Annotated in this window: 16 protein-coding genes; 4 read left to right on the top strand and 12 right to left on the bottom strand. The window is 32.7% G+C overall.

Annotated features, from left to right (window positions below):
• Window positions 1-315: integrase core domain-containing protein (locus BMZ76_RS09575; RefSeq protein ID WP_143071074.1), on the top strand; the 315-nt coding region annotated here is incomplete at its 5' end.
• A 128-nt stretch (window positions 316-443) separates the two neighbouring features.
• On the opposite strand, the gene cphA is transcribed toward BMZ76_RS09575, so the two are convergent.
• Window positions 444-3,068 carry a cyanophycin synthetase gene (gene cphA, locus BMZ76_RS09570; RefSeq protein WP_091205421.1) on the bottom strand — a complete coding sequence of 875 codons (2,625 nt, stop codon included), beginning with the start codon at window positions 3,066-3,068 and terminating at the stop codon, window positions 444-446.
• A gap of 270 nt (window positions 3,069-3,338) precedes the next feature.
• Here cphA and BMZ76_RS09565 point away from each other — a divergent pair, with 270 nt between their 5' ends.
• Entirely contained in the window at window positions 3,339-4,211 is an 873-nt protein-coding gene (locus BMZ76_RS09565; RefSeq protein ID WP_091205417.1) for a cyanophycinase, read from the top strand.
• Window positions 4,212-4,245: 34 nt separating this feature from the next.
• Window positions 4,246-5,088 carry an isoaspartyl peptidase/L-asparaginase gene (locus tag BMZ76_RS09560; RefSeq protein ID WP_091205415.1) on the top strand — a complete coding sequence of 281 codons (843 nt, stop codon included), beginning with the start codon at window positions 4,246-4,248 and terminating at the stop codon, window positions 5,086-5,088.
• A 22-nt stretch (window positions 5,089-5,110) separates the two neighbouring features.
• Here the strand turns inward: BMZ76_RS09560 and BMZ76_RS09555 are convergent, their stop codons facing one another.
• From BMZ76_RS09555 to BMZ76_RS09520, 8 genes are all read right to left on the bottom strand, one after another.
• Window positions 5,111-5,914, bottom strand: coding sequence for an endonuclease/exonuclease/phosphatase family protein (locus BMZ76_RS09555; protein ID WP_091205438.1), 804 nt, complete (start codon window positions 5,912-5,914; stop codon window positions 5,111-5,113).
• Between the two features lie 150 nt (window positions 5,915-6,064).
• A complete protein-coding gene (locus BMZ76_RS09550; RefSeq protein WP_091205413.1) occupies window positions 6,065-6,499 on the bottom strand; it encodes a hypothetical protein in 435 nt (144 codons plus the stop codon).
• Window positions 6,500-6,725: 226 nt separating this feature from the next.
• Window positions 6,726-7,043 (bottom strand): hypothetical protein, encoded by a 318-nt coding sequence (locus BMZ76_RS09545; protein WP_091205410.1) that lies wholly within the window; start codon window positions 7,041-7,043, stop codon window positions 6,726-6,728.
• 18 nt (window positions 7,044-7,061) lie between these two features.
• Window positions 7,062-7,367 carry a hypothetical protein gene (locus tag BMZ76_RS09540; protein ID WP_091205408.1) on the bottom strand — a complete coding sequence of 102 codons (306 nt, stop codon included), beginning with the start codon at window positions 7,365-7,367 and terminating at the stop codon, window positions 7,062-7,064.
• A 231-nt stretch (window positions 7,368-7,598) separates the two neighbouring features.
• Window positions 7,599-7,886, bottom strand: a complete 288-nt coding sequence (locus BMZ76_RS09535) for a hypothetical protein (protein WP_091205405.1) — start codon at window positions 7,884-7,886, stop codon at window positions 7,599-7,601.
• A 199-nt stretch (window positions 7,887-8,085) separates the two neighbouring features.
• Entirely contained in the window at window positions 8,086-8,754 is a 669-nt protein-coding gene (locus tag BMZ76_RS09530; protein ID WP_091205344.1) for a DNA-binding transcriptional response regulator, read from the bottom strand.
• A 10-nt stretch (window positions 8,755-8,764) separates the two neighbouring features.
• Entirely contained in the window at window positions 8,765-10,489 is a 1,725-nt protein-coding gene (locus BMZ76_RS09525) for a tetratricopeptide repeat-containing sensor histidine kinase (protein WP_091205342.1), read from the bottom strand.
• A gap of 63 nt (window positions 10,490-10,552) precedes the next feature.
• Window positions 10,553-10,747, bottom strand: coding sequence for a hypothetical protein (locus BMZ76_RS09520; RefSeq protein ID WP_091205340.1), 195 nt, complete (start codon window positions 10,745-10,747; stop codon window positions 10,553-10,555).
• 343 nt (window positions 10,748-11,090) lie between these two features.
• Here BMZ76_RS09520 and BMZ76_RS09515 point away from each other — a divergent pair, with 343 nt between their 5' ends.
• On the top strand, window positions 11,091-11,957 hold the full coding sequence (locus BMZ76_RS09515) for a hypothetical protein (RefSeq protein WP_143071073.1): 867 nt from the start codon (window positions 11,091-11,093) through the stop codon (window positions 11,955-11,957).
• Window positions 11,958-12,038: 81 nt separating this feature from the next.
• Here BMZ76_RS09515 and rplT read toward each other — a convergent pair whose 3' ends face one another.
• The 3 genes from rplT to infC all read right to left on the bottom strand — a co-directional run bounded on the left by rplT (window position 12,039) and on the right by infC (window position 13,403).
• A complete protein-coding gene (gene rplT, locus BMZ76_RS09510) occupies window positions 12,039-12,383 on the bottom strand; it encodes a 50S ribosomal protein L20 (protein ID WP_091205336.1) in 345 nt (114 codons plus the stop codon).
• A 171-nt stretch (window positions 12,384-12,554) separates the two neighbouring features.
• Entirely contained in the window at window positions 12,555-12,752 is a 198-nt protein-coding gene (gene rpmI, locus BMZ76_RS09505) for a 50S ribosomal protein L35 (RefSeq protein ID WP_022827375.1), read from the bottom strand.
• A 93-nt stretch (window positions 12,753-12,845) separates the two neighbouring features.
• Window positions 12,846-13,403, bottom strand: coding sequence for a translation initiation factor IF-3 (infC, locus tag BMZ76_RS09500; protein ID WP_369699884.1), 558 nt, complete (start codon window positions 13,401-13,403; stop codon window positions 12,846-12,848).
• Window positions 13,404-13,416 lie beyond the last annotated feature (13 nt).

Raw genomic sequence — 13,416 nt, 5'->3', positions numbered from 1 at the left:
GGTGATTATGTAAAAAAGCTTACTGAAAACAACATCAAAATTAGTATGACTGAAAATGGTGATCCTTACGAAAATGCAATAGCAGAGAGAATAAATGGTATTTTAAAATATGAATTTTTACTAATAGATGGATTTATAAATCATGTACAGGCATTAAAAGCAATAAGGGAATCTATTGATATTTATAACCAAAATAGGCCTCACTTAAGTTGTCAAATGTTAACGCCAAATCAGACGCATTTACAACAAGTAATCAAATCAAAAAAATGGAAGAAAAAAACCTCGAAAGTTTTTACTTCCGAGGTTAATAATTAGTGTAATTTTAAAATCTAATTCGTGTCAACTTTTTTCAGGACTAGACAGCCCTGATGGTAGTGGTATCCTTTCTTTGCCTTCTTTAGGCAAAGAAAGATATAACGGACAGCAGGAATAGCTTCTGAAAATTACACCACTCCGTGTTCGTTTTCTTTGTCTAAATATTCTTGTACAATATCAATTGCATTCGTAACTACGTCGCTTAAGGCAGTAATGAAGCTTCCTTCTTCGGCGCAATTTATCGCATGTTTGATCGCTTCGGTTTCTTTAGGAATAATTTCATAAGTAACGGTTTTACCGGAATTTTTGATACCTTCAAGAATTAAATTAATAATTTCGACTTCTGTTCTTCCTCTAAGGTATTTTTCTTGCCGGATGATAATGTGGTCGAACATTCGGGCGGCAATAGTGGCACATTCCCTGATATCTTCGTCACGACGGTCGCCAACTCCTGCTATAATTCCAATTTTCTTAGAAGCATCTACACTATGAAGGTATTCTTCAACACCCTTATAACCGGATGCATTGTGAGCAAAATCAATCAATACTTTGAATTTTTTAAACTCAAAAATATTCATACGACCTGGCGTTTGTGCGGCACTTGGAATAAAAGTTTGCAAAGACAAGCTGATATCTTCCGTTTTGAAACCCCACAAATAACTAGCTAAAGTGGCTGCAAGTACATTGGCAATCATGAATTTCGCTTTTCCGCCCAATGTTAAAGGTACGTGAGTGGCACGCTCGATGCGGATTTTCCATTCTCCTTTTTTGATGGTGATGAAGCCATTTTCATAAACAGCAACTGTTTTTCCTTCGGCACAAAGTTTTTTAATGAAATCGCTGTCTTCGCTCAAACTGAAATATGCGACATTACAATTCAGGTCTTGACCTATTTTTACACAATGTTCGTCATCACCATTCAAAACAGCCCAGCCGTTTTTCTTGATACTTTTGACCACTGTGGCTTTCACTCTGGCCAAATCACCTAAGGTATGAATGTCACTTAAACCCAAATGGTCTTCCTGAATATTAGTTATAACCCCTATATCACAGCGGCTAAAACCAAGTCCAGAACGAAGAATTCCGCCTCTGGCAGTTTCCAGAACAGCGAATTCTACAGTTGGATCTCTCAAAATATATTCGGCGCTTAAAGGTCCCGTAGTATCGCCTTTTTCCATCATGTGATTTTGAACATAAATCCCGTCTGATGTGGTGAATCCTACTTTGAATCCATTATTTTTTACAATGTGTGCCAAAAGTCGGGTAGTAGTGGTTTTTCCATTAGTTCCTGTCACGGCAATTATAGGAATACGACATGATTTTCCCGGGGGATATAACATGTCAATTACCGGTGCAGCAACGTTTCTTGGTAATCCTTCCGCAGGCGCAAGGTGCATTCTAAAACCGGGAGCCGCGTTGACCTCCAAAATTACACCGCCATTTTCTTTTAACGGTTGCGTCAAATTTTCGGCCATAATATCAACTCCGCAAACATCGAGTCCAATAACTCGTGAAATCCTTTCGGCAAGAAAGATGTTTTCCGGGTGCATCATATCAGTTACATCTACAGAAGTTCCGCCGGTACTCAAATTTGCTGTGGATTTTAAAAATACAATTTCTCCAATTCTTGGAATAGTTTCCAATGTGTAGTTTAGTTTTTTCAGTAAATCTTCGGTATCCCGGTCGACATCAATTTGAGTGAGCACATTTTCATGTCCGTAACCTCTACGTGGGTCCAGATTCGTGGTGTCAATTAACTGTTGAATGTTGTCCGTTCCATTTCCTATAACATGAGCAGGAACTCTTTTTGCAGCAGCAACTAATTTATTATCGATAACTAATATTCTAAAATCGAAACCAGTTATGAATTTTTCTACAATGACACGTTTTCCATAAGCTTGCGCAAATGTTAAACCGACAACCGCATCCTCCCAATTGGTAACATTAATAGAAGCGCCTTTTCCATGATTTCCGCCCAAAGGTTTTAGGACAATAGGATAACCAATTTTTTGTATGACTTCAGCTAAACTGTCTTCATCTATACAAATGCTTCCGCTGGCTACAGGAATGGAGGCCATCTCCAACATTTTTTTAGTTTGTTCTTTATTACAGGCAATATCAACAGCAATGCTGCTTGTCTTACAAGTAATGGTTGCCTGAAAACGCATTTGATTGATGCCGTATCCAAGTTGTACTAAAGAATTTGTTCCAAGTCGTATCCAAGGAATATCTCTGGAAACTGCTTCTTCCACAATACTTCCGGTGCTTGGCCCAAGTCTCACGCGCTCGCGTATTTCTCTCATTTTCTGTAAGTCGGCATTCACATCATATTCAGTTCCTGCAATTAATGCTTCGGCAATGGCAACAGAGGATTCCGCTGCAAAAAGACCTACATTTTCTTCGGTATAACTGAAAACTACATTATATGTTCCGGAAGTTTTAGTTTCTCTTGTTCTTCCAAAACCGGTTTCCATTCCAGCAAGCGACTGAATTTCGAGTGCAATATGTTCGATGACATGTCCCATCCAGGTTCCGCGTTCTACTCTGGAAAAAAATCCGCCTTGACAACCTTCAGAACAACGATGTTCAATCATTGAAGGGAACATCGCTTCAATTCGTTCTTTAAATCCGTCTATTTTATTGGTAGGGAATTGCTCCATTTCTTCTAAATCCAAACGCATTTGGATTAATTTTTTTCGTCGAATACTCCAGATATTCGGTCCACGAAGGGCTTGTATTTTAATTATTTTCATAAAAACGGAAAAATTATTTTTTGTGTAAAAATGTAGTTGAATACAAAGGCTTAATTTTCATTTTTAACCAGTAATAATTTGGATAAAAAAAGTAAAGTACAATCTAATAATTCAATCTAAATAACTTAGAATAGAACTAAAGTAAAGTTTTTACAATAGTAATCAAAATTTATTCTTTGAAAATTAATTAATAGTATCTCTGTTGGTAATTACTGAAAAAAAATCACAACTTCAAAGGCTCTTTTTTATCTTTTTGGTTATTTTTACAAAATGAATATACTTGGAAAACTAATAATAATAGGCGGTGCAGTGGATAAAGGGAGTTTTACAGAAACCGATTTAGATAAAAATGCCATCAATAATTTAAACTTTTTTGAAACTGGAATTTTAAAAAGGATACTAAATGAATCAAAACACAAAGAAAAATCACGAATAGAAGTCATTACAACGGCTTCAGTCATTCCACGAGAAATTGGTCCTGAGTATGTAAAGGCATTTGAATATTTAAATGCTAAAAATATTGATATTCTACATATTGAAAGAAGAGAACAAGCAGCTGATGAAGCAGTTTTGGCCCGATTAAAAGCGGCTGATATTGTTATGTTTACCGGAGGTGATCAACTTAGATTGACTTCTATTCTTGGTGGAACACAATTTCATGATATGTTATTGGATAAATACCATAATGAAGAATTTATATATGCCGGAACTTCTGCTGGAGCAGCAGCAGCCTCAAATAACATGATTTATCAGGGAAGTAGCTCAGAAGCTTTATTAAAAGGGGAAGTTAAAATTTCAAGTGGATTGGGTTTAATTGATGGCGTTATTATCGACACTCATTTTGTACAACGCGGCAGAATTGGCAGACTTTTTCAAGCGGTGGTTGGCAATCCTAGAGTATTGGGAATCGGACTTGGTGAGGATACCGGACTATTGATTACCAATAATAAAGATATGGAAGCGATAGGTTCTGGTTTAGTTATTTTAGTGGACGGTCGCGAGATAAAAGATACTAATTTGACAAAAGTAGAGTTAGGTCAGCCCATATCCATCTCCCATTTGGTAACTCATGTCATGAGTAAATTTGACACTTACAATCTTGAAACGCACAAAATGTACATTCAATCTTCGCATTATTTGTAACATTTAATGGTGCAAAGTAAAAACTTTATCAAATATGAAACTAATTATACATGGTGGTTTTTTCTCGGAATCATCAACCAATCACGAAACAAAAGTCGCTAAACAAAAGGCTTTAGAACGAATTGTGAAAGATTCTTACGATTTTTTGAAAACACATTCCGGATTAGAGACAGTTGTATATGCTGTTTCTCTCTTGGAAGATGACGAATTATTCAATGCTGGAACTGGATCGCAAATACAAAGTGACGGAAAAATAAGAATGAGTGCTGCGATTATGGATGGTGAAACCCAGAAAATGAGTGGCGTCATCAATATTGAAGCAGTTAGAAATCCGGTTCAGGTTGCCCAAGTACTGATGGATTATGACGATAGAATTTTGGGAGGAAGTGGAGCAACTAATTTTGCAAGACAACGTGGTTTTAAGTCTTTTTCAACTGAAATTCCACAGCGAAAAGCGGAATATGAAGCGAAACTAAAATCATTGGGTACAGGAACGGTAGGTTGTGTGGCTTTGGACCAAAACGGTAAAATTGCCGCTGCAACTTCTACGGGCGGTAAAGGATTTGAAATTCCGGGTCGTATATCAGATTCTGCTACTGTAGCCGGGAATTATGCCAATGCATTTTGCGGTGTGAGTTTGACCGGAGTAGGTGAGGACATAGTGAGTAATGCGACGGCGGCAAAAATCGTCACTCGAGTTACCGATGGGTTTTCATTGCAAGACGCCTTCACCAAAACGTTTAGCGAATTGAAACTTTATGATGGTTTTGCAGGCGCAATTGCTATTGATAGTCAGGGAAATGTGTTTCATCAGGATTCGCATCCCAGCATGGTTTTTGCCAGTTTTGACGGAGATAATTTTGAAGTTTTCGATTAAATAGTAATGAATTAAATTGTTTTTAATTTAAAGAAAATTCAAACCAAATGGGAATGTGATCCGATACTGTTCGGGCTTCTTTTAATGAATTGAAATTTTTATAAAAGAGAATTATACCTGATTTTATGGGATTCACTTTTAAAGAATTAAAATACATATTGTCAAATTCGGATGAGAGGCATTTTTCATTTTTACATTGTTGTTTAAGCGATGTTTTTTGATTAATCAAAATTGATTCGTACCCCATTTTTTTCAAAGGATTAAAAACGTTGTGCGATTGTGGACAATTAAAATCTCCCGTAAAAATTAAATTCAAATTAGGATATTCGTCCGGTAGAAATTTAAAATATTTGATTTCGGTTTCAGGTTGACTTTTTTTAGCAATCGCATGAAAATTTACCACTGTAAATTGTTTATTTTTATATTCAAACGTACAAAAATAGGGTTCTCTAACTATTTCCAAATGGTATTTTTGTTCGAGCCATGCTCTTCCAATTTTTTTTACCTTGCTTGTTTTCCAAATAAAAGCGTAACGCTCGGTTTTATAGGCACTGCTGCTGGTCGGGTCACTAATCACATAATCCCATTTAGCGCCTTTACGATTGAGTTCGTCGGCCAGTTTTGCTACTGCCTGCTCTCCTCCATAACCCGCAACAATTTCCTGAATTGCAATGATATCGTATTCTCTCAGCGTATTGGCGATGTAGTTTATTGTTTCCTCGGATTTAGATTTTCCAAAATTTTCTATATTCCAAGAAAGCAGCTTGGTTTGAGATAGAATGCTGAAGGGGAAAAGTAGAAATAGAAGAAAATAAAAGGGTTTCAATGCATGCAAGTGTTAAGGTTGTCATAAGTTGTAAAATTAGAATAATTTAAATTTAGTTAATCGATGTGGACAAAATTTAATTTTTAATCTCTTTTAGTGCAATTGATAAAGAAAGGATCAAATTAGTTCCTCATTTTTTTAAATTGGTTTCTATGAAACCGAAATTATAACTTCATTACTTTTTTTCATTTTAATATTATAAATTTCTTTTCGAACCTCATTTACCATATCTATTGTATCATGTTTCGATTTTAAAGGTGCTTTATTTTTAAAAATTTGACAATTTTGTAAGCGTAGTTTTAAACTATAGCTTTTGTAATCATTTTTTTTAAAAATGATAGCAATAACGACTAAGAAAGCTATGATTAGGATTAAGTCAATTTGGAAAAATAAATAATTAAATGCCGCTAAACCTGTTGCAAACAGCAATATTAGAACTTCATAAATCGTTTTCATTTTGTTTACAGTTATGTAAATTAGATCTAAATCAGAAAATAAAATTTGTTTCTTTTCTTTTGTTTTAAGAATTAAAAGTATTCCATTTGTAGTTAATGTTAATTCTCTAAAATTATTTGTAAGGTTCATGAGGTGTGTTTTTTATCTTAATTAATTTGTTGTAATTCTTAAAGTATACAGAAAAACTTTTTTTTAATTTTTTATTTTCTCCACAAATGATAAACTAAATAAATAAGGCCAATTGCGCCTATTAGCAGCACTACTATTTGTACAAAAAACAATAGGTTTGAATTTAAAAGGAGTATTGATTTCATTATTTTTATTGTTGGTGTAAATTTTATTTCCTGAAAAAATGTTAATCAAGTTTAGTTTCAGAAATTACATAGTGATCGTAAGAAAGCATGATTTTTCCTTTATTGTTTCTGGAGGAATGCTGGATAATATTTTTATTCTTGTACATATCAAACGGATTTTGAATAGAATTTTTCTTGTAAAATTCTTCAGAAATTCTAGCAGCTTTTTCTTCTTTAGAGTCAAATTTTCGGCCGTTTAATACTGTTATTAAAATTGCATTTTCTTTATTTGTTCTATTATTATTTTTGTATTTTAGTTTTGTTGGATACGAAAAAAGCAGGATTAATAGTATTACTCCAAGTAAAATATTTTTTTTCATTTTGTCTTTAATAAAGATTTAATCACAGCACTTATTCACGATTTTCAATTGAATTTTCAAAATTTTTTTTATTTGAGTTTTTGTCAATAGTCCGTTATCCATTGCTTTATTCAGTTTCTTATTTAAAGCTTCTGATTTGATTTTCATGTATGGATATTTTGATAAGGAAACGGTATTTTTCTGCAGTGATTTCTTATAATTCTTTAGATATTCTTTTACATAATTTTCATAATCTTGAATTTTTTTGTTCCATTTGTCACATACTTGATTTTCTTTTTCTTTCACAGTGACAGTGTTCTGAACTTCGTTTTCGTATTCTTTCATGACTGAATTGTTTATGAAAATAATTTAATTTTTTGCTTTCATCAAAGTTAAAAGCAATAAAGCACATTCCCTTACGGTAAACCGTAACGCATCCCAATAATAATTCGGATAGTCTAAATGTTATTCATCAATTCTGTTAAAATGAAGTATAACAGTTAAAAACATTTGGGTCTATTGTTAAATTCTAAATGCAAATTTTTTCTTTTGGAATCGAATTGATAATTAAAAAAATTATATTTTTATCCAGTTACTGGCAATCCAATCTTGTAAATGAGCTTTGTAAACTGCATTTTCTAATTCGGGGTGTTGTAAAAAACTTTCTACTTTTTGAAAACTGGCTTTGGTTTGGGGAACTTTATATTTTTCTAAAAACTGATTACAGAAATGGATTATTTCAAATTCTTCTGTTTTATCGATATACATTAGATCAATAGTTTTAGTACAATCAGGATTATTTATCAAATCAATTTTTTGGGAATATCCATTAAATGCTAAGTCTTCTCTTGTGAAATTGGCCATTTTGAATTATCTTAAAAGTTATGGGGCAAACGTAACATCTTTAAAAATTATATCTTTACGGGAATCCGTAAATGGATTATTTTTTTTGAAATTTAAAAAGAAATGGCATTTATTATTAAGAATATTTGTTCAAAATATAATGTTGAAAATAAATTTGATTTTAGTTTTATAAATCTTTTTTATAAAAAAGTTAAGTTGCTTAAACTAATCCTAGATCTTTAGTGATGGCTATCAAATGCACATTGTTACTTGCTTTGAAATATATTTTTAATTTATTGATTCGTTTTTCTAAGCTACTGCTGCCATTTGGAATAATTCCTGAATCTTTGAATTCGAAGGATATATCGTCCAGTGTAAGTCCTTTCGCTAAGGATTTTAAAAGATTAATATCATAGGCTTCAATTTCGAATAATGATTTGTCTCTCATTGCGTGCGCAACCTCTTCAGATAATTCGATTTCTTTGTTGTTATAAATGAGGTGAATTGCTTTTTTAAGTTCCTGAATACTATCTCTGCCTTTTGATACGTAAGCGTTAATCCCTACATTTTGAAAAAGTGATTTTATTCGGTAGGACTTATCCTCAATAGAAAAAACTATTGTTTTTATATCTGGTTGTATTTTTTTTATTTCTTGAATTAGTTCTTCACCTGACGCCAATCGATTTTGTCGATGATCCGGCTTGAATGATAAATCACTAATTAATAAGTCATAAGGGGCTTTATCATGAATTGCTTTTTTTATTTTCAAAAAAGCATCGTCACAGTATTTGGCGTGGTGAATTTCTACAACAAAAAGTTCTTCGAGTGCTTGAACAACTGTCATACTAATACTGTCTAAATCTTCGGCAATTAAAACTTTATTAAACATAAGGCTATGATTATATTGGGAAAATAATATTTACTTTGAATCCTTTGTTAGAATTAATATCAAAAGTAACAGTTCCTTTAATAGCCTGAATACGGTTTTCCACATTCAGTAGTCCATTTTTTGAATTTAATTGGTTATTGTCTATTCCAACCCCATTATCAGTGTAATCAATTTGTAATTTATTTTCATTTTTTTTAAAAGTTATAACAACTAAACTGCATTTACTATGCTTTTTCATATTGATAAGCAATTCTTGAAGTACACGATACACGATGATTTTTTTATTATTGTCTAAAAGGGACCAATTGATAGTATCCATTCCATTGGTTAATATATTCACTACATCAGTATTAAACCCGGACATCATTTCTTTTAAATTGGGTATAAAAAGAATTCCTGTTTCGATGGTACTATTTTCTCTTGAGATGTTTCGGGTACGGGAATAGATCGTATCCAGATTGGTGAGTAAAATTTCTTTATTCTGGCTGTTGGATAAATCTTGTGTTTCGGCAAAAGCCATGGTTTGATAGACGTCATTAGCCAATTCATCATGCAGTTTTTTTGCAATTCGGATTTCAGTATTGTAAGAAATTTTTATTTTTTCTCGTTTATTTTTAGCTACAAGAAAATTGAAGATTAAAACACTGATCAAAATAATGAAGCCTACAGCAAAATATAAAAGTTGATTTCTGTTTTTTTGCTGTTCTATTTGAAGGGCATTTTCTGCTTTTTGGTTTTTTAGTTTTAAATTCTCTTCCCTGTTTTGGTCGCTGTCGTATTTAATTTTTATAAATCGGTCTCTTGCATTATTACGAACTTTTGTAATACTGTCATTGAGAAGTATATAGTCTGAGGCATAATTAGGAGCATCTTTTCCGGTAGTTCTGTTTATTATAAAAGATAATGATTTTAATTTTTCATCAATACTGTTTAGTTTTGTAGCTGTTCTGTAGGCTTCTTGGGCATGTTTTAGTGCCAATTGAGAATTTATTCCTTGATAATATTCGGCTAAATGTAGATTGCTTTCAATACTGCCATATTGATCTTTGGCATTTTTTCTAATTAACAATGATTTTGTCATTAATTGTAAACCTTTTGATACTTGGTTTGTTTTAAAATAACAATACCCTAGATTATCCAAAACCCTCGCTTTTCGCGTGTTTATTGTATTTAGAAAGGATGATTTCAAAATCGACTCCAGTATTTTGATTGAAAAATCATATTTTTTCATTTTGATATACACTGTTGCGATATTATTCTCAGAAGCAATTCTCCCCAAAGAATCACTTGATTCTGTTTTAGCTTTACTGTAATAGTACAAAGCATCTTCATAATTGTAAAGTTCTTTAGATGAAATGCCAAGTAGATTGTATGCTGCGGATTCATAGGCGGAATGTGGTTGAATAAGGGATAACGCTTCAATTAAATTTTTTTCACTTCCAACATAATCTCCCGAAGTTTGTTGCGTATGAGCCATTTGGATTAAAGTGTAGGCTACTGAGGCACTATCATTTTCTAATTCATTTAGTATTTTGGAATGGTTATAAGCCTGAAAAGCACTATCAAATTTTTGACCAGCAAAGTACACATCACCTGCATCTAATAGTTTCCGTGCTTGTATAGCGTTTTTACTTTTCGTATTTTCTTGATTGGAAAGTATTTTTCTTTTAGAATCGTTCTGACACGAATATAGAAAAATGAAGAATAGGAGGATAAAAATCGGGGAACGTAACATAGTGATAACTTTCCCCGAAAGTAGTAATTTATAGTTTATAACCTATAATTTTTATTATAGAGATTATTTTTTAGGAGGTAATATAGGAACAGTTTCATCTCCAGGACCAGCGCTTGTCGATAAGGTGTCTGTTATTGTCAATTGTAAAGGAGTAACTTGTTTTAAGAAACTCTTTTCTACTTCTTCAGTTTCATTTGTGCAGGATACAAATAATGTGCTCCAAACTGCAATTGATGTAATAATAATGATTCTTTTCATTTTTTTGGATTTAAAAATTAGACATAGGTTGGGCTATCCGATTTTGAAGTCGAATCTTTGCCAGAATAGACGAGCCATTTAAAACATGTTTTTTTTTGCTGTTTGGGAAGTGAAGTGAACTGAAACAGTATAGTATAATTTATACTTCCCGGATAAACGCGCTATGCTGTTTAGCTCACTTTTTTAGAAGTAGTTTTGTATATTTGTTTTGTTTGCAATTCAAAACGGGAACTATTCCTGAAGCAAAGGAATGCGGAATTGGTTGAATATTTTTAATGGAATTCCGATGATTCTGCTAATTCTGAAGGTTTCCATAAGATTCCGATAATTCCAATAAATGGGTATGAACAAAATTACTTTTGAAGAGTATAAAAGTGGTATTAGAGTTAAATATGAGGTGTCGAAAATGGATGATGTCTCTGGTATTTTATTAAATCCTACGCCGGCTCAATTGCGAAATCTATGTTTGATGAAACTTGATAATAGCGTATCGAGGACCGATGAGAATTTATTTAGAATATTCTTTAATGTGAAAGAAGAGGTGGATTTGAGAAAGTCAATTGAAAATTTTGATATTGGAAAATTCAAACCTATAATATCATTTTTAAAAGGGGAGAAAGATTCGGAGCATACCACAAGAATAGAATTGGCAGCCATTCTGGTTAATTTTAATCCAAGACCTTACAGTAAGTACTTGCTTAATGACAAAAGTAGTGAAAGAAGAAATTTTGAAGTTCCTTCCCACATTGAAGAGAAGGAGTTGGTTGTGGATAATCGTCCTTTTGGATTTGTCGAAAAAGTTTTTGTAATAGAGGATGATACTAAGATTGGAACAAAGACAGCGATATTTTTTGCGGTAGTATTATCCTTATTTTTTATGGGGTATACTGTAAAAGGATTTTTTTTTCCAAAAAAGGAATGTATGCGGTGGGAGGGAAATCATTACCTAGCCGTAGATTGTATTAATGATAAGTTAGGAATTGGTCAATCAGCCTTGATTATTCCCATTGATGAAAACATCATGAAGTTAAATAAATTGGATTCAAATGAGAAGTTGAACTTCTTTAAGAATGGTAAGTCAGTAGTTTGGTATGGTAAGAACGATGGCGTAGTGGAGCTTTTTAATACTCCAGGATTTCATCCAGAAACAGGAAAACCTTTGAAGCCAATAACGAAGTACATTATAAAAAAGTACAATTTGGAAAAATGAAGTATATAAAAACAAAAAACCCCAATCTTCCGATTGAGGTTTCTATGTAAGTAAGTAATCTAAATTGAGTTGATAAAACGTTTATTTTACTTTATTAAGTACTGCTTTGAAAGCTTCTGGGTGATTCATTGCTAAATCAGCAAGAACTTTACGGTTCAATTCGATTCCGTTAGCTTTTACTTTACCCATGAATTGTGAATAAGACATTCCTTCCAATCTAGCTCCAGCGTTGATACGTTGAATCCATAATGCACGGAAATTTCTTTTGTTCACTTTTCTGTCACGGTAAGCGTAGCACATTGCTTTCTCTACCGCATTCTTAGCAACTGTCCAAACGTTTTTACGTCTACCAAAGAAACCTTTGGCTTGCTTCATTATTTTTTTTCTTCTTGCTCTTTTAGCAACTGAATTTACCGCTCTTGGCATAATTTTGATGTGTTTTTGTAGCTGGCGGCTTGAATTGAATCAAAAGCGCTTAATGGCCATACTCCAAGGTTATTTTAAATTGTTTTAACCTAAAGATTATTTAGTCAAAAGTTATTAAAGTCGAATGTCGAAAGTCTTTTAGACTTTTTACTTCACAACTTTAAGACTTACTTATATAATTCTTAATTGTTGTTTGATGCTTTTCATGTCTGTTTTGTGAACTAGTGCAGAGTGTGTCAAAGCTAATTTACGTTTTTTAGACTTTTTAGTCAAGATGTGACTTTTAAAAGCATGCTTTCTTTTAATCTTTCCAGAACCAGTAACTTTAAAACGTTTCTTGGCGCTAGATTTGGTTTTCATTTTAGGCATTTTTTCCTAGTATTTTAATTTATTCTTACTTACTTATTTTTTAGTCTTAAAATCTATCATTTAAACTTTAGGACATTACGACTTTTAACGTACTTATTTTTTCTTCTTTGGAGCAATAAACATAATCATTCTCTTTCCTTCCAGAACTGGCATCGCTTCCACTTTACCAAATTCTTCAAGATCTGTAGCTAATCTCAACAATAAGATTTGACCCTGATCTTTATAAATAATTGAACGTCCTTTAAAGAAAACAAAAGCTTTCAATTTTGCACCTTCTTTTAAGAATTTTTCCGCATTCTTTCTTTTAAATTCATAATCATGTTCATCTGTTTGAGGTCCAAAACGAATCTCTTTAACGACTACTTGTGTAGATTTGGCTTTCAGGACTTTGTCACGTTTTTTTTGTTCGTAAACAAATTTCTTGTAATCCATTATTTTACAAACCGGAGGTTCAGCATTAGGAGATATCTCTACTAAATCCAGTTCAAATTGATCCGCTAATCTTAAGGCTTCCGAAAGTTTAAAAACTCCTGGTTCAATATTCTCACCTACAAGCCTTACTTCTTGTACACCACGAATAAGATTATTTATTCTGTGTGCATCCTTTTTTTCTACGCGAGGTTGATAACCTCTGTTGCTTCTTATTGCTATGACTTTATAATTT

The organism is Flavobacterium xueshanense (assembly GCF_900112975.1).
Lineage (GTDB): Bacteria > Bacteroidota > Bacteroidia > Flavobacteriales > Flavobacteriaceae > Flavobacterium > Flavobacterium xueshanense.
Note: the sequence above shows the minus strand (reverse complement) of the source record. Positions and strands in the feature narration are given on the sequence as shown.